16 protein-coding genes are annotated in these 19,534 nt (G+C 39.2%); 10 read left to right on the top strand and 6 right to left on the bottom strand.

What is annotated here, in order from left to right:
- The first annotated feature begins 112 nt into the window (after window positions 1-112).
- The 4 genes from ACOKFD_RS11065 to ACOKFD_RS11050 all read left to right on the top strand — a co-directional run bounded on the left by ACOKFD_RS11065 (window position 113) and on the right by ACOKFD_RS11050 (window position 6,802).
- Window positions 113-1,303: a peptidoglycan DD-metalloendopeptidase family protein gene (locus ACOKFD_RS11065; RefSeq protein WP_422857987.1), complete on the top strand. Its 1,191-nt coding sequence runs from the start codon at window positions 113-115 to the stop codon at window positions 1,301-1,303.
- Window positions 1,269-2,906, top strand: coding sequence for a glucose-6-phosphate isomerase (gene pgi / locus ACOKFD_RS11060; RefSeq protein ID WP_422857986.1), 1,638 nt, complete (start codon window positions 1,269-1,271; stop codon window positions 2,904-2,906). The genes ACOKFD_RS11065 and pgi overlap by 35 nt, the downstream gene beginning before the upstream one ends.
- A 164-nt stretch (window positions 2,907-3,070) precedes the next feature.
- Window positions 3,071-6,274 carry a TonB-dependent receptor gene (locus ACOKFD_RS11055; protein ID WP_422857985.1) on the top strand — a complete coding sequence of 1,068 codons (3,204 nt, stop codon included), beginning with the start codon at window positions 3,071-3,073 and terminating at the stop codon, window positions 6,272-6,274.
- A gap of 90 nt (window positions 6,275-6,364) precedes the next feature.
- On the top strand, window positions 6,365-6,802 hold the full coding sequence (locus ACOKFD_RS11050) for a hypothetical protein (protein WP_422857984.1): 438 nt from the start codon (window positions 6,365-6,367) through the stop codon (window positions 6,800-6,802).
- Window positions 6,803-6,816: 14 nt separating this feature from the next.
- Here the strand turns inward: ACOKFD_RS11050 and ACOKFD_RS11045 are convergent, their stop codons facing one another.
- Together ACOKFD_RS11045 and ACOKFD_RS11040 are read right to left on the bottom strand one after the other, a co-directional pair.
- Window positions 6,817-7,287: a hypothetical protein gene (locus tag ACOKFD_RS11045; protein WP_422857983.1), complete on the bottom strand. Its 471-nt coding sequence runs from the start codon at window positions 7,285-7,287 to the stop codon at window positions 6,817-6,819.
- Between the two features lie 54 nt (window positions 7,288-7,341).
- Window positions 7,342-8,379, bottom strand: a complete 1,038-nt coding sequence (locus ACOKFD_RS11040) for an endonuclease/exonuclease/phosphatase family protein (RefSeq protein ID WP_422857982.1) — start codon at window positions 8,377-8,379, stop codon at window positions 7,342-7,344.
- 105 nt (window positions 8,380-8,484) lie between these two features.
- Between ACOKFD_RS11040 and ACOKFD_RS11035 the strand changes: the two genes are divergently transcribed.
- The 3 genes from ACOKFD_RS11035 (at window position 8,485) to ACOKFD_RS11025 (ending at window position 13,607) form a co-directional block, all read left to right on the top strand.
- Entirely contained in the window at window positions 8,485-11,220 is a 2,736-nt protein-coding gene (locus tag ACOKFD_RS11035) for a carboxypeptidase-like regulatory domain-containing protein (protein WP_422857981.1), read from the top strand.
- A gap of 3 nt (window positions 11,221-11,223) precedes the next feature.
- Entirely contained in the window at window positions 11,224-12,585 is a 1,362-nt protein-coding gene (locus tag ACOKFD_RS11030; RefSeq protein ID WP_422857980.1) for a DUF5689 domain-containing protein, read from the top strand.
- A gap of 146 nt (window positions 12,586-12,731) precedes the next feature.
- Window positions 12,732-13,607, top strand: coding sequence for a hypothetical protein (locus ACOKFD_RS11025; protein WP_422857979.1), 876 nt, complete (start codon window positions 12,732-12,734; stop codon window positions 13,605-13,607).
- Window positions 13,608-13,642: 35 nt separating this feature from the next.
- Here the strand turns inward: ACOKFD_RS11025 and ACOKFD_RS11020 are convergent, their stop codons facing one another.
- Together ACOKFD_RS11020 and ACOKFD_RS11015 are read right to left on the bottom strand one after the other, a co-directional pair.
- On the bottom strand, window positions 13,643-14,176 hold the full coding sequence (locus ACOKFD_RS11020; protein WP_422857978.1) for a hypothetical protein: 534 nt from the start codon (window positions 14,174-14,176) through the stop codon (window positions 13,643-13,645).
- Window positions 14,177-14,261: 85 nt separating this feature from the next.
- Window positions 14,262-14,873: a DinB family protein gene (locus tag ACOKFD_RS11015; RefSeq protein WP_422857977.1), complete on the bottom strand. Its 612-nt coding sequence runs from the start codon at window positions 14,871-14,873 to the stop codon at window positions 14,262-14,264.
- 375 nt (window positions 14,874-15,248) lie between these two features.
- Between ACOKFD_RS11015 and ACOKFD_RS11010 the strand changes: the two genes are divergently transcribed.
- The 3 genes from ACOKFD_RS11010 to ACOKFD_RS11000 are packed head-to-tail and all read left to right on the top strand — an operon-like array spanning window position 15,249 to window position 17,134.
- Entirely contained in the window at window positions 15,249-15,728 is a 480-nt protein-coding gene (locus tag ACOKFD_RS11010; RefSeq protein ID WP_422857976.1) for an ankyrin repeat domain-containing protein, read from the top strand.
- Between the two features lie 6 nt (window positions 15,729-15,734).
- Window positions 15,735-16,355, top strand: coding sequence for an NUDIX hydrolase (locus tag ACOKFD_RS11005; protein WP_422857975.1), 621 nt, complete (start codon window positions 15,735-15,737; stop codon window positions 16,353-16,355).
- A complete protein-coding gene (locus ACOKFD_RS11000) occupies window positions 16,355-17,134 on the top strand; it encodes an amidohydrolase (protein WP_422857974.1) in 780 nt (259 codons plus the stop codon). Before ACOKFD_RS11005 ends, ACOKFD_RS11000 begins: the two co-directional genes overlap by 1 nt.
- Here the strand turns inward: ACOKFD_RS11000 and ACOKFD_RS10995 are convergent.
- Window positions 17,121-18,740, bottom strand: coding sequence for an Ig-like domain-containing protein (locus tag ACOKFD_RS10995; protein ID WP_298996610.1), 1,620 nt, complete (start codon window positions 18,738-18,740; stop codon window positions 17,121-17,123). The two genes, ACOKFD_RS11000 and ACOKFD_RS10995, sit on opposite strands and share 14 nt — an antisense overlap.
- A 66-nt stretch (window positions 18,741-18,806) precedes the next feature.
- Window positions 18,807-19,508: a ComF family protein gene (locus ACOKFD_RS10990; protein ID WP_422857973.1), complete on the bottom strand. Its 702-nt coding sequence runs from the start codon at window positions 19,506-19,508 to the stop codon at window positions 18,807-18,809.
- Window positions 19,509-19,534: the final 26 nt, after the last annotated feature.

The following is a 19,534-nucleotide window of genomic DNA, read 5'->3' as shown; positions in this document are numbered from 1 at the left end:
AAATATTGGGGCATCGTTATGTTTTTAGTCGTTTTGGTCGGATGTAAAGAGACCAAAAAAGTCGAAACCGATTGAGGTAGCCCAAATTCCGGTAGAAATTATAAAGAAAAAAGTGTACGGTTTTGACCTTGATGAGTTCAAGGTGATTAAGGACACAGTGCGTAGAGGGGATAGTTTTGGAAAACTGATGCTTGCAAATCATGTAGATTATCCTAAAATTGTCACTATTTCAGAACAGTATAAAGATAGTTTTGATGTTAAGCGCATAAAAGTTGGAAGACCCTATACCATTCTTAAGTCGAGAGATACAACGGAGAAAGCGGAAGTCTTTATTTATGAAAACGATAAAATAAACTACACCGTTGTTGATTTAAGGGATTCTGCGGTAGCTTACAAAAGCAAGAAAAAGGTAAAATATGTGCCAAGGGAAGTGGCAGGAGTTATTAAGAGTTCCCTTTCACAAACACTGGATAGTCTTGGAGTGGATTACTTGGTCACCATAAATCTTTCGGAAATTTACGCTTGGACCATTGACTTTTTTAAATTGGAAAAAGGAGACAAGTTCAAGATACTGTTTAAGGAAAGGTATATTAACGATAGTATTTATGCAGGAGTTGAGCCTATTGAAGCAGCACTTTTTGAGCATAAAGGAAAACAAGTCTATGCGTTTCCTTACGTGACCGATTCGTTAAAACAGATACAAGATTATTTTGACCATGAAGGGAATAATCTTCGCAGCACCTTTCTAAGGGCTCCCATTAAATTTGGATACCGTCTATCTTCACGATATAACCTAAAAAGAAGGATAGCCTATTACGGGTATAAAGTTAGGCCTCATAAGGGAACAGATTATGCCGCTCCAATTGGAACGCCAATTATTGCCACTGCCGATGGAACAGTCACCGAATCTACAAGACGTGGAGGAAATGGGAAGTACGTGAAAATTAGGCATAATGGCACGTACAGTACCCAATATCTTCACATGAAAAAGCAGGCTGTAAAAAGAGGCGAATTTGTACGTCAGGGTGATGTAATAGGATGGGTAGGAATGACCGGTAATACGGGTGGCCCTCATGTGTGTTACAGATTCTGGAAGAATGGTAGACAAGTGGACCCTTTGCGTGAAAAACTACCCGCTGCAGAACCTATAGCCGATTCATTGAGAATAAAGTTTTTAGACCATATTGAACCAGTTAAACAACAACTGGATTGTATAGAGTTTGAAGAGCCACAACAACAAGAAACACTGATAACCTATAACTCTGAAAATGTCCCTCTCCAAAATCAACCCCACGACAACTAACTCCTGGAAAAAGCTCCAAGCTCACTTTAACCAGATACATTCTCAACATCTTAAAACACTTTTTGAAGAGAATCCGGATAGGGCCAAAAAGTTTTCAATTCAATTTGAAGATTTCTTCGTAGACTATTCCAAGAATAGAATTACAGAAGAAACACTTTCTCTACTATTGGAATTGGCCAATGAGGTAGAGCTTACGGAAGCCATATCCCAGTATTTTCAAGGTAAAAACATCAACGAAACAGAAGATAGGGCAGTTTTGCATACCGCACTTAGGGCCAAAAGCAGTGATTCGGTTGAAGTAAACGGCGAAAACATTGTCCCTGAGGTCTACGAGGTTAGAGATAGGATAAAAGCTTTTTCGGAGACTATTATTTCTGGTAGTGCCAAAGGATATACAGGAAAAGCATTTACTGATGTAGTTAACATTGGTATTGGTGGCTCAGATTTAGGCCCGGTTATGGTAACGGAAGCTTTAAAGTTTTACAAAAACCATCTCAACGTTCACTTTATAAGTAATGTAGATGGTGATCATGTGCATGAAACTTTAAAAGGACTCGACCCAGAAACAACGCTTTTCGTCATTGTCTCAAAATCATTTACCACTCAGGAAACATTGAGCAACGCACTAACCATAAAAAAGTGGTTTCTTGAAAATGCATCAGCAGAAGACGTTTCTAAACACTTTGTAGCGGTTTCCACTAACTTGAAGAAAATTGATGAATTCGGAATAGATTCAAAGAATGTATTTCCCATGTGGGATTGGGTAGGAGGTCGTTTTTCGTTATGGAGTGCTGTTGGTTTGTCCATAGCCCTTTCAATTGGGTATGAAAACTTTGAAGAACTTTTGGATGGCGCGCAAATAATGGATGACCATTTTAAAAATGCTCCTTTTGAGAAAAATATACCTGTCGTACTTGGTTTGTTGACAGTATGGTACAACAACTTTTTTGAGTCGGAAACCGAAGCAATCATACCCTATTCCCAATACTTACATAGGTTTTCGGCTTATCTGCAGCAAGGTATCATGGAAAGCAATGGAAAGAGCAAGGACAGGGCTGGGAGTACAGTTTCCTACGACACCGGAACCATTATTTGGGGTGAACCAGGAACCAATTCCCAACATGCTTTTTTCCAATTAATACATCAAGGAACAAAACTCATCCCAACGGACTTCATTGGCTTCAAAGAATCCCTTCATGGGGACTCGGAGCACCATAAGAAGTTAATGGCCAACTTTTTTGCCCAGACAGAAGCTTTAATGAACGGGAAAACAGAAGAGGAGGTAAAATCCGAGTTAGAACAACAAGGCCTTGCTCTAGAGAGACTGAATGCTATTCTTCCGTTTAAGGTGTTCGAAGGGAATAAGCCAACCACCACTTTATTGGTCAAAAAACTTACACCTAAGAATTTAGGCTCTTTGATTGCCCTATATGAGCATAGAATCTTTGTTCAAGGTGTAATTTGGAACATTTTCAGTTACGATCAGTGGGGTGTGGAACTAGGCAAGCAATTGGCAAAAAACATACTTGCTGACCTAGAAAATTCTGAAATTGGCAGGCATGATAGTTCTACACTGCAACTTCTGCAGTTTTTTAAAGGTTAAATTAAGAATCCTTTAAGATTAGCAAATCTTAACTAGCTGATAATCAGATTAATCATTGTTAACTAAATGTTAACAAACCACTTTTTATTTAACATTCCCTTAATAAAGGAATGTTAAAAATGCTACACTTTTGCAGAGCTATTTGATCAATTTAATACTGTAAAATGAAAAAATTCTACTTGGCCATTGTTGCTGTATTGTTTTCAGCAACGGCTTTTGCACAAGGTGTTACAACTTCTTCCTTAGGAGGTAAGGTAACGGACAATGCGGGCGAACCTTTACCTGGCGCCACCATTGTTGCGGTTCACACACCATCAGGTACAACGTATGGTGCTGCTACTGATTTTGATGGATTCTATCGAATCTCAGGTATGAGAACAGGCGGGCCGTACAAGGTCACTATCTCATACATTGGTTTTAATGATGATGTTAGGGAAAGTGTATTTCTTAACCTAGGACAATCTGAAAGGATTAGTTCCCAATTACAAGAGTCTGCAACCGCTCTAGACGAAGTAGTTATTACAGCTACCTCTACAGGAGCTTTTGACCCGAGTAAAACCGGTGCTGAAACCAATGTTTCAAGAGAACAGGTAAATACATTGCCATCCGTTTCCAGAAATATTGCAGACTTTGCTAGATTAACCCCACAAGCAAAAATTACCGGAGATGATAGAATTTCAATAGGTGGGCAAAACAACAGGTTTAATGCCATCTATATTGATGGTGCGGTGAACAATGATGCCTTTGGACTTGCCGGGAATGGTACTAACGGGGGACAAACTGGTGTAAGTCCTATTTCTTTGGATGCGATTGAATCTTTCCAAATTAACATTGCTCCGTTTGATGTACGTCAATCAGGATTTGCTGGGGGTTCCATCAACGCCATCACAAAGTCTGGAACGAACGAATTTGAAGGTTCTGCTTATGCCTTATTTAGAAATGAGAACTTTTCCGGAAAAACACCTGTGGATCTTGTAGGAGACAGTGGTGAAAGGGAAAAATTGGATGAGTTTACGGCAAATACGTACGGTGTTAGACTTGGAGGACCTTTGGTTAAAGACAAAGTATTCTTTTTCGTGAACTATGAAAGACAAGAAAATGAAACTCCACAACCATTCGATATCTCAACGTATCGTGGTAGCGCTACAGAAGCAGACATAAATGGTTTATCTAACTTTTTAACCAGCAATTTTGGTTACGACCCAGGTACGTTTGGTAACAGTTTACAGTCGTTGACCAGTGATAAGTTGATTGCGAAGCTGGATTGGAACATCAATGAGAAAAATAAACTTTCTCTACGACACAGTTATGTAAAAGCAGTTCAGTTTGACGCAGCTGCGTCAAACACAGGTCGTATCCAATTTTTGAATAGATCGCTTGAATTTGAATCAATAACCAACTCTACCGCTCTTGAGTTGAACTCTCAGATTGGAAGCAACATGTCCAATAACTTTGTACTTGGTTACACTAGAGTTCGAGACAACAGGGACCCTGTTGGTGACCCCTTTCCTTCTGTAGAAATTCGTGATGACGCAGGAACCTCTATACGTTTTGGTTCAGAACCGTTTTCAACGGCCAACGTTCTAGATCAAGATATTATTACATTGACCAACAACTTCAACATCTATTCTGGTCGGCATACCATTACATTAGGGACCAACAACGAATTTAGTTCTGTAAGAAACGTTTTCTTCCGTCAGAACTTTGGGGATTACAGATTTGATGATCTCGATACTTTCTTGAATGGTGAATTGGCCAATAGATACCGTCATGGGTATTCGCTTATTGGAGGTTTTGGTGACGAATCTGAAGGTGCAGCCGAATTTGATTTATTCCAACTTGGGCTTTATGCTCAGGATGAGGTTGATATCACGGACAACTTCAGAGTTTCTGTTGGTGTTCGTATCGACGTGCCTTACTGGGACGGAGGAAGAGAAAATGAAGACTTTAACAACCGAACCATTCCATTGTTGGAGGCCGCAGGTAAAGACTTGCAAGGCGCAAGAGTGGGTCAAGGAGTGGATGCCAATGTCCACCTATCACCAAGAGTTGGGTTTAATTGGGATGTTAATGGAGATCGTTCAACGCAAATTAGAGGTGGACTTGGAATTTTTACTTCACGAATTCCATTGGTATGGCCTGGAGGACAATACACGAATAATGGTGTTTCCACTGGTTTTACTGAATTGTTCGGTAGCGATGTGCCTGCTTTTAATCCGGACCCATTTGGTCAATTGCAAGATCCTCCACAAGGTTCAGGCGCTGTTGGAGGTCAAGTAGATTTGTTCGCTAAGGATTTCAGACTTCCTCAGGTTTTCAAAACCAATATTGCTGTAGACCAACGTCTTCCTTGGGATTTGGTATTCTCCGCTGATTTCATTTGGAATGACAATGTAAACACTGTTTTCTATGAAAACATTAACCTTCCAAATCCAGGATTTTCAACAACTGGTGCCGGTTCAAGACCAAACTATGGTTTTGGAAGAATAGACCCTGCCTATACTGCAATCTATTTGGGATCAAATACCAGCGAAGGAAGCTCGTATAATATTGCTGGTACCTTGAGCAGAAATTTTTACGGATCTAAAATAGATGCAGCAGCATCAGTTTCCTATACTTATGGTGAAGCGGATGGTATTTTTGATGGGACTTCTTCCCAAAACAGCTCTCAATGGAGATTCTTAGAGACTGTAAATGGTTCAAACAGGCCCGATTTGTCAACTTCTGATTTTTCACCGGGTCATAGAATTATTGCAAATTCTACCTTTACGTTCAAGTGGACTGAAACGATTAAAACAAGATTGGGATTGTTCTATGAAGGTGCTGAGGGTACTCCTCTTAGCTACGTATATACCGGTGGAGGTCTTTTATCGGATACGGGTGGTTTTTCTGCACTGATCTACGTTCCTGCCAACGAAGCTGAAGCACAGTTGGTTGATTCTGATGATTTGACTGCGGCAGAACAGTGGCAAGCCCTGAATGCCGTTATAGAAGGAGACGATTACTTGAGAAGTAGAAGAGGTCAGTTTGCGGAAAGAAATGCGGATAGAACGGATTGGACTCACATTATCGACTTGAAATTTGCCCAAGAATTGGGAATTAAATTTGGAGAAAATGTGCATAAAATTGAGCTTACTGCAGACATCTTCAACTTTACCAATTTGTTGAACAAGGAATGGGGAGTAAGAACATTTGCAAACAATAATCAAGTACAGTTAATCAACTTTGAAGGATTTGAAGCAGATGGCACAACACCAACATTTACCTTTGATCCTGGTGTTGAGGATACTAAGAACATTATTGATGATGCTGGATTGCAATCTTCAAGATGGCAAATGCAGTTGGGAATTCGATATAGTTTCAACTAAGCGATCAATAGATAGTTAATTTCAGGACCCCGCCTTTTGGCGGGGTTTTTTATTCACAAAATCATTAATTTTAGGCAAACTAATTTAACCATGGAAATTCTTCAAAACCTGCACTCATACTTTGCGTATATCGTTCTGGCTGTTCTTGTCCTCGCTGTTTTTAATGCCTTGAGTGGATGGCTGGGAAAACGGGATTTTACCATGCACAAAGACCTGCGTGTTAGTCTTTTTGCGCTAATATTGAGCCATATCCAATTGGTGGTAGGGCTTATTGTTTATTTTGTGTCGGCCAATGGGTTTAAAGCCATTCAAACCTTGGGTATGGGAGGGTTGAACGCCCCTGCACGATTGTTGGCTTTGGAACATCCTGTTACTAATATCTTAGCGATTGTATTGATTACCATTGGCTGGTCTCGCCATAAGCGCTTGATGGAGAGCGATAAAAAGTTCAAGACCATTACTATTTTCTATGGCTTGGGACTTGTGCTTATCCTTTCTCGTATACCTTGGGGGCAATGGTTTGCGTAAAGGGTAAAAAGGAGTTACTCCCTTACAACCCGTATTCGGGCGTCGCCAGCAGAATCAAAATCTACCGAAAGTACCTGTTCTATCCCGTTGTAAAGGGCAGAATTTGGTGTATAAGTGCTAAATCCACATTCTCCTTCGTTCAAGGATAAGTCTACAATAAGGGTATCGGTTACTTGGTCGTTTAGATTAATAAGCCATGTGGTTTCACCACCATCGCCCAAAAAATTCAAGGTAATCAAGTTTTCAAGACCATCTACCTCGGTAAAAACAACTCCTGTTATAAGAAACCTATTGAATTCTGCCGTAATGCCGTTTGCGGGAAATGTTCCATTTTCAATAAGATTATTCCCTTCATCATCCACAAGTTCAATAAATAGGGACTGTACAATTGGGTCTATTATCACCCCAGAACATGGGTCATCATCATTTCCTCCGCATGAAAGACAAAGGATACAGAGTAGTAAAGCGAATAACTGTTTTTTCATTGGATTAGATTTATTGTAGGATATAAAAAAATCACTTAGGTTGCCTGTAAACGGTTAGTTTTTATATTCTTTTAGCAATAGAAGATACACAGGAAAGTGATCGCTATATCCACCCTGATATGTGGTTCCAGCATATGTTCTAAATGGATAACCTGAATATTTTCCATTCGATCTGCGCAGATAATCTGGAGCATAGATTGCAGCATGCCACAAAAAATAACCCTTGCGTTTTCGGGTTAGATTTGAACTGACAAAGAATTGATCAAAAAGATTCCATTTGTCACGATACGCTAAAGACCCAATTCCTTTTTTATACAATTTCTCCATAGGGTTGAACAGGTTCATACTATCTAAGGCATTTAGACTGCCTTTGGTTTTTAGTACTTTTTTGAAGCTATCGTTTTTGGGGTCGTCGTTAAAATCTCCCATGCTGATGATTTTGGCATTAGCATCCAAGTTTTGAATGGAATCTATGATTCTCTTGTTTAATTGCGCAGCTCTAAGTCGATTGGGCCTGCTTTTTTGTTCACCTCCTCTTCTTGATGGCCAATGGTTGACCAAAAAATAAACGGATTCATCATCTAAAATACCACTTACCACCAACTGATCACGTGTATAGTTACGCTCATCAAATTCGTCCAATAAAATTAGGCGATGACTAACAAATGAGGTGGGAGTAAAAGAGCGTTTTTTGTAAAGTAGGGCAACATCAATTCCACGCTCGTCCGGAGAAGGAAAATGAATAATACCATAGTCTTGTGCCAATAAATTGGGATGTTCTATAAGATCAATGAGAACGTCCCTATTCTCAACTTCACATAGTCCAATAATATCAGGAGCAGAATCGGTTTTTTCCTTTCCAATTTCAGAAAGCACTCTGGATATATGCTCTATTTTTCTATTGTATCTGATCTTATTCCATTTGTAGCTTCCATTTGGTGTACGTTCATCATCAAAAATTAAGGTGTCATTCTCAATGTCAAATAGGTTTTCAACATTATAAAAAGCAACACATTTTATCTTGTATTGTGTGGTTTGTTGGCAGAAAACGAAAACAGGGATAAGTAGGAAAAATAGATTTCTAAGAAACATAATTTTAGACTTGGGATTTTGCAAATAAACAAAAATGTTTATTTTTCCTACTCATAAGAAAGACAGCAACCTCAGCTTTTATCAAATTAACCTACATTTTTAGCTATGAGACTTGCTTTATTTCTCATGGTATTCTGTTTTAACGCGAAAAACTTCGGGCAGCAGAATGTCATAATTTCGGGTAGAATTGTTCATGAACGTACTTTAAACCCAATTTCTGAAGGGGCCGTTTTATTGGAAGGCTCATCCAAAACAACATTTTCAAATCAACAAGGGATATTTGAACTATCCACCAGTGTTCAAGGAGAACATATTCTTGCAATTACTGCTCTGGGATACTACAGTAAACGAATCCCAATAACAATTGAAGGTGATGTAAACCTAGGTGACATTTATTTAGAATACGATATAACCTCGGATAAGGAGGACAATCTAATTTCACTCACTGATGGAGAACTAACTTCCGAAGAGGTTTTCTCGGTTTCATCGGGTTTGCTTCAATCTACAAAAGATGTTTTTCTTAGAAGAGCAGCTTTTGACTTTGGCCAAGTATTCTTTAGAGTAAGAGGATATGACTCAAGAAACGGAGTATTGATGTTGAATGGAGTTCCAATGAACAAACCAGATAATGGAAGACCACAATGGAACAACTGGGGCGGATTAAATGATGTGACCAGAAATCAAGAGTTTACTAACGGACTTACATTAAATGCCAACACTTTTGGAGGAATCCTAGGGAATACAAACATCAACCTGAAACCTTCTGAATTAAGGGAAGGTATCCGCATATCTTCCTCGCTGACGAACAGAACGTATCGGGGAAGAATAATGGCCACCTATAATTCCGGTCTGCAAAAAAATGGATTGGCCTACTCTCTATCTGGTTCGAGAAGATGGTCTCAAGAAGGTTATGTGCAAGGCACCTTGTATGATGCATATTCTTTTTTCGGTGCCGTAGAGTATCATTTGAATGAGAATAACTCAGTTACATTGGCTACCATCTTGGCCAAAAATAGAAGAGGGCGTTCCTCTGCCGTTACCGAAGAGGTATTCAATCTGATGGGAAACACATACAATCCCTATTGGGGCAATCAAAATGGGGAGATAAGAAATTCAAGACAATCCAACATCTTTGAGCCGATAGTTCTTTTTAACTATCAATGGAATACTCAAAAAACGAAAACTAATTTTGGAGTAGTTTATCAATTCGGGACCAATGCCCGCAGCAGGCTTGGTTTTTATAACGCTACTAACCCGGACCCCACATATTATAGGTATTTGCCCAGTTATTATTTAAATGGGCCACTTGGAGCGGATTTTATGAATGCCGATTTGGCTCGAGAAGGTTTTCTTGGAAACCCCCAAATGAATTGGGATGGTTTGTATCAAGCAAATACGAATGAAACCAATGAAGGTAAAGCGGCCTACGTCTTATATGATGATGTGATTGAAGAAAGCTCAATAAGTGCTGCGGGTTCTTTCAACTATGAAATCAGTGATTTGATTGCATTGAGTACTGGGGGACATTTCAAAACAAGCCAAAACCAAAACTTTGCAAGGATAGAAGATTTACTAGGAGCACAGTTTCACGAGGATATTGATACATTTTCTAATACACTTAATGATGTGCTTGGTAATCAGGATAAAGTTGAAGGAGATAGGTTTAATTATAACTATGAAACTAAAACTTCTGAAATGGGGGCATTTGCACAGCTTAGCCTCACAACTAAAAAAGCTACTGGTTTTCTGTCGGCTTCATACAAAACCTCCAAATTCGGAAGGGTGGGGTTGTTTCAGAATGAACGATTTTCAGAAAGCTCTTTGGGCGAAAGTCCTGAAGTTTTGTTCAGCACTACGTCCTTAAAGGGTGGAGCAACTTATTTTATATCAGGAAGACACTGGATTACCATCAATGGAGGTTTAATACAAAGGCCACCTGTTTTACAAAATCTATTTATTAATCCTAGGGAGAAGAATGACATAGTACCCAACGCGAGTGCTGAGGACCTCGCCACTCTAGAGGTAAACTATTTTGGAAGGTTGTCAGATTTGAGCCTTAGACTCACTGCATTTTATACCCGGTTCATGAATACCACAGACGTTAATTTCTTTTTTGTGGATTCAGGATTTGGATCTGATTTTGTTCAAGAAGTAATTACTGGGTTGGACAGGCTTCATAAAGGTATTGAGCTAGGACTTGAATATGAGGTATCCACGGCGGTGAAATTGTCTTTAGTAGGTAATCTGGGTGATTATCGCTTTGCCAGCGACCCTTTTGTGCAAATTAATTTTGATACTGCTGGCGCCGAAGAAGACCTTATTGATCCTGGAGGAAATATAGACTTAGGGATTTCCAACATTAAAAATCTTAGGGTTGCGCAAGGACCTCAAACAGCTCTTTCGTTGGGAGTTGAATACAGGGACCCAAAATATTGGTGGTTGGGAGCGACAACAAACCATTTGGGTAACAACTACATAAACATTTCTTCCATTACCCGAACAGCAAGTTTTATCCTAGACCCTGAAACAGGAAATCCATTTCCAGAAGCTACGGAAGCAAACGTAGCCCAATTGTTACGACAGGAAAAATTGGAAGATGTGTACCTATTAAACTTAGTTGGAGGTAAATCATGGTTACATAAAGGAAAATATATAAGTGTATTTGCCAGTGTAAACAATCTTTTTGATACGGTTTTTAGAACCGGAGGATATGAACAAAGTCGAAATGGAAATTATGGACAGTTAAGACAGGATACCCTTAGTGGTTCACCTTCATTTGGCCCAAAATACTGGTACGGTTTCGGAAGAACGTATTTTTTGAATTTAGCTGTAAACTTTTAAAAAATGAAGTTCAAACTACTAGTTAGAAATACACTGTTTAGTGTTTTGTTTTTGAGCCTTTCCTGTGTTAATACAAATTTTGATGGACCTGCTTCAGACTGTATTGATAATATTGATGATGTCATCTCCTTTGCCGAGTTGGAACAAATATATCAAGATGAGGTAATTCAAATACAGGAAGATTTATATATTGAAGGGTATGTGATTTCCTCCGATGTGGCAGGTAATTTTTTTAACGTATTGCATATTCAAGACCACCCAACAAATCCTTCTCAAGGACTTCAATTGGAAATTGATCTCAGGGAATCCTATTTGTTCTATGATGTTGGAAGTAAAGTTCGAATCCACCTGAAGGGGCTTTATTTGGGAAAAAGCAACGACTTACTAAGACTGGGAGGAACTTTTACTGCCTTTGGCAATGTGTCTGTGGGAAGGTTGCCCACACTGAAAATACCAGAGCATGTTTTTGAAGTATGTGATACAGAAAGTTTGCAACCTGTTTTGACCACTATTCAGGAGCTTTCCCAGATTCCGGAGGGAGTTCTTATCCAACTTAACAATATTGAAGTGGTTGATGAAGAATTGGGAAACACCTATGCAGAACCACGCGAAGAAACCCTGCGGACATTACAAAACTGTGATGAGTTGCAGGTATTATTACGCAACAGTGGATTTGCAGATTTTCAAGCCGAAAGTTTGCCTCAAGAAAATGGGAGCATTACTGGTGTCCTATTAAACGAGGGCAACGATTTACAAATTGTAATACGAAGTTTAGAGGATATTCAGTTTTCAAGCGAAAGATGCCCAGAAATTATAACGGAATTCACATCCAATCAAATTTTTATCTCAGAGCTAGCAGACCCTGATAATAATTCAGGAGCAAGATTTGTCGAGCTTTATAATTCAAGTACAGAACCACTGGACTTAAATCTTTGGAGCTTGAGACGCTATACCAATGATAATACAGAGGTGAGTTCAACCATTGATTTGTCTGGGGTTATAATTGACGGAGAGAGTACTTTGGTCATATCACCCAATCCGTCCGAATTTGAATTGGTCTACGGCTTCCCTCCAGATATAGGAGTGTCCACAAACAGCCCTGCGGATTCCAATGGGGATGATAACTTGGAGCTGGTGGATTCCTTTGAAGCAGTGATAGACGTTTTTGGAATAATAGGAGAAGATGGTTCAGGCACAAACCATGAATTTGAGGATGGACGTGCTTTTAGAAACTTAGAAGTGGTTCAGGGAAATTCAGCCTACACATTTTCCGAATGGACCATTTTTAACGATACGGGAGAAGCGGGAACCATTCAACAGCCTCAAAATGCACCAGAGGATTTTACACCTAAAGTGCGGAACTAACGGAAACTACCCTATTTGTTAATCCAAAACACCTATTCATCAAATGACCAAGGTCTATGGCTCAAACTTTCACTTTATTTATAATCACCTCAAAAAACAATGACTTTGTACCCAAACCCGATTTAAATACCACGTAAAAACATATTATGACAGAGAATGAAATCAATCGGATAATTCAGAATTTTTATCTATCGTATGGTCTGACCAAAAAAGATTTGAAAAACCAAGTATTGAATGCGAGCACCGCCCTAAAAAAATCCAATTTTTTTAATGCTCCAGAATTTCAAAAAAATTGGGACTACACTAGAAAAGCACTGTTTAAAACGGAAATTCTAACATATAGCAATGCTCGTGATATTGGGTTGGTAATGGCCATTTTTTCAAGGGAAACCGGGCCCTTGAACTATCGATATTATAAATGCATTAAAAAGAACCAGCTTGATAAAAAGTATGTGACTTCTGGTGCCGATGTGCATAAGGATGGAATTGCTGGTTTTGATTTTATGCTAAGTGGCGGTCAAAAAAGATTTCACACAAACAGCTTCAAAAAAGCCAATATTACATGGGAAAAGGTGGATGCCGCAGAATTCAGAAATGGCAAGACCGTACAGCGACCTGCTAGGATAAAGGTGAAAGATTTTCTTTTTTCAGGATTTTCCATGGTTGCTTTCAGCAATAAAAGGTTGAAAGAAGAAATAGATGATTTTGAGTCTTTATCAAAAGAGTCAAAACGAGTCTGGGCGGCTCTTTTCTTTGCTGGGTCGGGTTATGCCAAGCATATGAAAAAGGTTATCGGGAAACATTGTGACAATAAAGGTATAAGAAAAGATTACAATTTAATTACAGATTCTTCCATTAAATCTTCATCTAACTGGAAAAATACAAACGCACGATTGATAAACGCCAGAAGAATGGGGTTAAAAGCAGAAGTTTACAATCAAATATTGGAGATGGAATTTTTGGATATTGATATGGATGCCTTGTTTAACAAGGTAAAGGATTCACTTAAGAATCTATGGTAGTAAATTGAAAGTCAATTTCGAAGGTTCTAGCCTTTTTAGAAGGGCTTAAATCCAAACTTTTGTCCTCCAACCGAAGCATCGGCCATAAGACCTGCTTTGGGCAGGGCAAATACGGCTACTCCATCTTTATATTTGGCATTGGCGGCAATTCCGCTTTTTAATGCTACGGCAGAGGCTTCGGCCGCAAATTGGAACTTTCCTTCCTTAAAACGGTCCAAATCCACAGAGGTTTCAAAAAAGATAACCTCAATTATGGCTTGCCCACCCGCTTGTAAGCCCACATTCAGTTTTTTAAGACTGGCCATACCAACCATTTCTCCATCCTCATATACCACTCCGTTACCGGAAGCACCTCCAATAATAAAACCTCCTTTGCCCACATTTGGGAACAGTACATAGCCCGCGGAATTGTCAAAAAAACGCTGTAGGCCTGAATCGGCTTTCAATAAGGTCTTTTTGGCTTTTTTGGCATCGTTTATAATTTTCCGGTCCTTTTTCGATTGGGCATTTATCCCAATGGAAAACATGGAAACAAGCAATGCTAAGGTTAAAACTTTAAAGGTTCTCATCACAAATGTTTTATGCTTTGGAACGAAAGTAAAAAATAAACCCCTTCCATGTTGGAAAGGGTTTGCCAATAATTGTTAACGTCTTTTATTTCCCTTTGGGAAACAGGTTGTGTTTCATAACCTCTTCCATCTGCAATACATGGCGCTCTGTATGGCCTGCTGCAAATATGATGACTTGAAGCCCATCTACTGTGCCAAAGGGCAAATCACTATTGAAATGGTTTCTTAAATCATCATTTGTGGTATTTACATATTCAATATGCTCCTGTCTTTTGTCCATAAAGGCCTTCACGGTCTCTTCAAACGAACCGAATTTTCCACTGGGCTCAAAAGCTTCGGAGGTTTTTACACGATTACTTCGGTCGGTAATAATTCCCATAAGTTGCTTATCTTTCAGTTTTACGGAATCCCTCATAGCAGGATTTGGCCCTGAGGCAACGGTCTTTTGAATGAGCCCACCAAAAGCATTCTCCGAAATGGCCAAATGTTCCACACACTCCGCAATGGACCAAGAACTAGCCTCTGCTTTAAAGTTCAACTGCTCATTGGATAGGCCACTTATCACGCTTTTCATATGGTCACGGGTTTTTTCCAAGAGCTCTATCACCATGGTACGTTCGGTCTCGGTCAGTTTGGAGGTATCCTTATTAAAGCTGAACAAAGTAAAGACCAAAATGGGTAAAATAATTTTTTTCATTGGATTAGGAATTAAGAGATTGTATTCTGATGTCTGTTATTGTAAAGTGTCACCATTTCAAAGATACTTTAGTCTTTGTGACCCAAGCGGGGCGAATCTGCCATATTAAAGGGTTTTTGTGCTATGGCAATGAAAAATGGAGATAGACAAAGCTTATTTTTTTATAGCAATTGCGTATGGATTTCGGCGCGCTTTCAATTGCTTTCTTACTATTTTTAAGTGCTTAGATTTGAAATACTTATGCAAAGTACCACGGTTTTCGGTTGAATTTGGTACTTATTAAGAAATATAAATAAAAGAAAAAGGAAGTTTGAATTAAACTTAACTGCCATATTTCCGAGAAGGTTATGGCAGTTTTTTTATCTTTCAGTACAAATGGAAAATTCGGAAAAACTCTTCAATGAAATTCGAAATGGCAATGTGGCCACAATTGTCGAAATGTTGCAAAATCAGCCTGCATTGATCAATGTAAGGGATGGACGCGGGTCAACACCTTTAATTTTGGCCACATACTATAAACAAAAGGAAGTTGCTGAAACTCTTTTATCACATGGCGCAGAAATTGATGAAAAGGATGGCTCGGGAAATACAGCCTTAATGGGAGTATGCTTTAAGGGATATTTGGAAATTGCTCAGCTATTGATAGATTCGGGCGCCGATGTGAATGTAACCAATGTAATGGGAGCCACTTGCCTAATTTATGCGGTGACCTTTAACCATTTGGCAATTGCTGAACTACTTTTGGTAAATAAGGCAGATGTTTCTTTAAAGGATGCTCGTGGAAATACCGCTTTGGACCATGCCAAAACACAGGATTTTAAACCCTTAATTGCCCTTTTGGAGGCGCATGCCTAAAAAAATATGAGTTCCAATCAACTGAACCTTATTAAAAGAATCAACGCTATAGCCGATACAGGCTTATTTTATGCTGAGGGGGATTACGATAGGGAACGCTATGAAGAATTAAAGGGAATAGGTGCGGAGCTGATGGCCCAGGTATCTGAAAAGCCTTTGGAAGTTCTCAAAGACTTCTTTGTCCCTTCCGAATCGTATCCGACGCCAAAGGTGGATGTTCGTGGCTTTTTGTTCAATGAAAAAGAAGAAGTGCTATTAGCCAAAGAAAGCATAGATGGCAAATGGACCATTCCAGGAGGTTGGGCAGATATTGGCAGCACACCCTCAGAGGTTGCTACAAAAGAGATTTGGGAAGAAACTGGAATAGAAGCAAAAGTGGTTCGCCTTTTGGCTGTTTATGACAAACAGGTTCATCCACATCCCCCAGAACCCTATTACATCTACAAGATTATTTTCTATTGCCAAATGACCGGGGGACTCCTCAAACCGGGATTTGATATGTTGGATGCGGATTTTTTTTCGCTTGATAACCTTCCTCCACTGTCCGAGGAACGTATTTTGGAGTTCCAAATAAGGCAGTTGTTCCAATTGGCCAAGTCCAAAACCAACGAAGTTTATTTTGATTGATGGAAGTTGCAGATACCTTAAAAGTTGCTTTAATTCAATCTCCATTAATTTGGGAAGACCCCAATGCCAATAGAAAGGCTTTTGAAAAAAAAATGGCTTTAGTGCAGACCGATGTTGATTTGGTCATTTTACCCGAAATGTTCACGACTGGATTTACAATGTCCCCTGAAAAAATTGATGCTTCCGAAGGAATAAAAACAGTAAATTGGATGCAGAAAATCGCAAAGGAACTTCAAATTGCGATTGTTGGAAGCATCGTATTTCAAGAAGAGGAAAAGTTTTATAATCGCTTGTATTTTGTTAAACCTGATGGAGAATGTGCTACTTACAATAAGCGGCACACATTTACATTAGCGGGAGAGCATAAGAAATATGAATCAGGTGAGACTAGGGTAGCGGTAGAATTTAAAGGGTTTCGATTTTGCCCACTCATTTGTTATGATCTTCGTTTTCCGGTTTGGGCAAGAAACACAGAGGATTATGATGTCTTAATCTATGTGGCCAATTGGCCAAAGCCTCGAATTTCTGCTTGGGATACACTACTTCAAGCCAGAGCTATTGAGAATATGGTGTATTGTATCGGCGTCAATCGTATCGGCTTGGATGCTAAAGGACATGAGTATGTTGGCCATTCTGCGGTTTACGATGTTTTGGGAAATCAACTGGCCTTTTCCGATACCGAAGAAATACTATATACAACTCTAGAAAAGAACCATATTCAAGAAAATAGGGATAGATTACGGTTTCTGGACGACCGGGATGATTTTAATCTGTTATAATAAATGACTGCTCCAGTTCCCAGTTGGCCCTTACTTCAATTACATCGGGATAATAACTGACTTTTTCCGGTTGAATCTTTTTCAAATAATTGCCCGTGTCCCAGATGCCATTGGCGTTGTCATCAAAAATAACCCGAATCATGTAACGGGCGGGTTCCAGGTTATTGAATTCTATGGGGCCGGGAACTTCAGAAATGGTTTCCCTTTGTGTTTCACCTTGCTCGTCAGTCAGCTGCACAATCATTGGGTATTTTACCGTGCCGGAAATGTTTACTCTCAGGTTTCCATAATCTGCATAGCTGCCGGTAGAAAACTTGAAGGACAATGAATCATTTTCTATTCCAAAGAAGTCTGTGACTGCACCGGGGTAAAGGTTAAAGGTGTATGACTGGTTTGCCTCTTTTTCGAACTCAAAATTGATTTGATTTTTTATGGAATCCAGGGCGTAACTGTAATTGTAGGGCAAGGAATCATTCAAGAAAGCCTCAATATTACTGGTGTCTACTGCTCTAATTGGCGTATTGGCCAAGAGGCTAAAAATCTCTTCAAACCCTAATTTACTACTCGTGCTATTGGTCAGTTTTAATGAATCCAATCCGAGTTTTCGGGTTTTCACGGTAAAGGTGTCCTTTTGGTCCAATACCTTGTTGCTAACCATAAAAATAATAGAATCCAAATCCGTTGGGGTCAACCAATAATTAAGGGTGTCGGTTTCTCTTTCCTTTAAAATGGTAGTGCGTACAGAATCTGGCAAATCCGTAAGGCTTTCTATGCTTATTTCTTCTTGTACCCCTTGATAACCAAATATAATTCGGTTTTTGGCCACATAACTGGGAACAGAAGGGGTGTAATCCGGAATTTCCTTAAAGAGGTTTAATAGGTAAATGGAGTCTGAAGGCACTGTGATGGTGTCTTCTATAAATCCAATTTTATCCTGACGCTGATCAAAAAGATTGTTTTTGTTTATATCCTTTAAGGCAATAAGTTTATACTTTCCAGCCTTAAGATTTTTAAGTTCAAAAATGGGAAGACTGTCCAAAGTGTTTGAGATATAATTCGGGGGTTTTTTAAATACGGTGGAATCCGTAAAAGCCGTATCCAGTTCATAGAGCATCACACTTATAAATTCTTCTGCTTTTCTATCATAAGCATCCTTCACTGCCCCGGAAAGCGTTAAAGAATCAATATAGGTGCCCGTTGAGAAAACATAGGTAAGAAAACTGTTGGGGTTGCCTTCATTGTTATCCACTATACTCTGACCAAAATTAAAGGTATAGGTAGTATTTTCACTTAAAGTGTCTTTGATAATAACTTCTACATATTTACTCACACCACCTTGTGGTTTTATCTCTGGTGCATTCTTTAATGGTGGTGAAATAATCAATTGATTCTGAACATCTTCCAGCTTGATGTATTCATCAAAATACAGCCGAATGGTTTTGGATTTGAATTCGGTAGAGAAGTTTTCCGGCACGGTGCGAATCAATTCGGGAGGAGTTACATCTTCCGGGCCACCCGTGGGATTTCCCCGTCTAGCGCACTGCCAAAGTACCAATCCTAACCAAAGGATAAAAAAGAAGCTCAGATATTTCTTTAGGTGAACCATAAAAAATTATAGGGCAAAGAAACGATTAATTTGATTTTTGAAAATGAACATTGGCAAATTTTAACCCTACTCCACAACGGCCATGCTAGCTATTGAGATTTCAACACTAGGTAATTCAGTAAGAGTTCTGGCACACGCCTCTAGCGTGGCCCCGGTAGTTATTACATCATCAACCAAAAGAATATGCCTGTATTCCTTGTTTTTGGACACATCACATTGAAAAGCACTTTGAATATTTTCCCATCGCATTTGTCTGTCCTTCTTGGTTTGGGTCTTGGTGTTTTCTGTTCTTACCAATAATTCTGGTGTAAAATCCGCTTGGAGATGTTCAGCAATTTGTTCAGCAAATAGGGAAACCTGATTATAGGTGCGTTTTTTTTCTTTTTTTGGGTGTAGGGGAACTGGGACAACGGCATCAACATCTTTTAGGGTATTTTCCTCTTTCAACAAAGAACCGTACCAATCACCGAAAAAACCGCCTATGTCTTCTTGTTTTTTATACTTTAAGAAGTGCATTAGGTTTTTAACCATCCCATTTTTAGTAAAAAAAAGTAAAGAACCAGCCTTTTTTATGGGAGTTCGTCCATAAAAAATACGGTCAACTGCATTTTCTTCGGTGAAGTTATAATCGGTGAGTGGCAGTTCATGTCGACAAACGGTACACAAAACATGTTCTCCTCTGGATAATTGGGCATTACATCCAAAACACACTCTTGGCAATAGGATGTTGTTAATATCGTTTATTATCTTAGCCAACCTTTTGGACATCAAATCTTATACTGTTTAGAGTAGCT

This window comes from Flagellimonas ulvae, from assembly GCF_049333175.1.
Taxonomy (GTDB): Bacteria; Bacteroidota; Bacteroidia; order Flavobacteriales; family Flavobacteriaceae; genus Flagellimonas.
Note: the sequence above shows the minus strand (reverse complement) of the source record. Positions and strands in the feature narration are given on the sequence as shown.

Excerpts from the sequence above, each read along its gene's own strand:
- pgi (WP_422857986.1), top strand. The coding sequence starts at position 1,269 with ATGTCCCTCTCCAAAATCAACCCCACGACAACTAACTCCTGGAAAAAG.
- ACOKFD_RS11055 (WP_422857985.1), top strand. The coding sequence starts at position 3,071 with ATGAAAAAATTCTACTTGGCCATTGTTGCTGTATTGTTTTCAGCAACG.
- ACOKFD_RS11050 (WP_422857984.1), top strand. The coding sequence starts at position 6,365 with ATGGAAATTCTTCAAAACCTGCACTCATACTTTGCGTATATCGTTCTG.
- ACOKFD_RS11045 (WP_422857983.1), bottom strand. The coding sequence starts at position 7,287 with ATGAAAAAACAGTTATTCGCTTTACTACTCTGTATCCTTTGTCTTTCA.
- ACOKFD_RS11040 (WP_422857982.1), bottom strand. The coding sequence starts at position 8,379 with ATGTTTCTTAGAAATCTATTTTTCCTACTTATCCCTGTTTTCGTTTTC.
- ACOKFD_RS11035 (WP_422857981.1), top strand. The coding sequence starts at position 8,485 with ATGAGACTTGCTTTATTTCTCATGGTATTCTGTTTTAACGCGAAAAAC.
- ACOKFD_RS11030 (WP_422857980.1), top strand. The coding sequence starts at position 11,224 with ATGAAGTTCAAACTACTAGTTAGAAATACACTGTTTAGTGTTTTGTTT.
- ACOKFD_RS11025 (WP_422857979.1), top strand. The coding sequence starts at position 12,732 with ATGACAGAGAATGAAATCAATCGGATAATTCAGAATTTTTATCTATCG.
- ACOKFD_RS11020 (WP_422857978.1), bottom strand. The coding sequence starts at position 14,176 with ATGAGAACCTTTAAAGTTTTAACCTTAGCATTGCTTGTTTCCATGTTT.
- ACOKFD_RS11015 (WP_422857977.1), bottom strand. The coding sequence starts at position 14,873 with ATGAAAAAAATTATTTTACCCATTTTGGTCTTTACTTTGTTCAGCTTT.
- ACOKFD_RS11010 (WP_422857976.1), top strand. The coding sequence starts at position 15,249 with ATGGAAAATTCGGAAAAACTCTTCAATGAAATTCGAAATGGCAATGTG.
- ACOKFD_RS11005 (WP_422857975.1), top strand. The coding sequence starts at position 15,735 with ATGAGTTCCAATCAACTGAACCTTATTAAAAGAATCAACGCTATAGCC.
- ACOKFD_RS11000 (WP_422857974.1), top strand. The coding sequence starts at position 16,355 with ATGGAAGTTGCAGATACCTTAAAAGTTGCTTTAATTCAATCTCCATTA.
- ACOKFD_RS10995 (WP_298996610.1), bottom strand. The coding sequence starts at position 18,740 with ATGGTTCACCTAAAGAAATATCTGAGCTTCTTTTTTATCCTTTGGTTA.
- ACOKFD_RS10990 (WP_422857973.1), bottom strand. The coding sequence starts at position 19,508 with ATGTCCAAAAGGTTGGCTAAGATAATAAACGATATTAACAACATCCTA.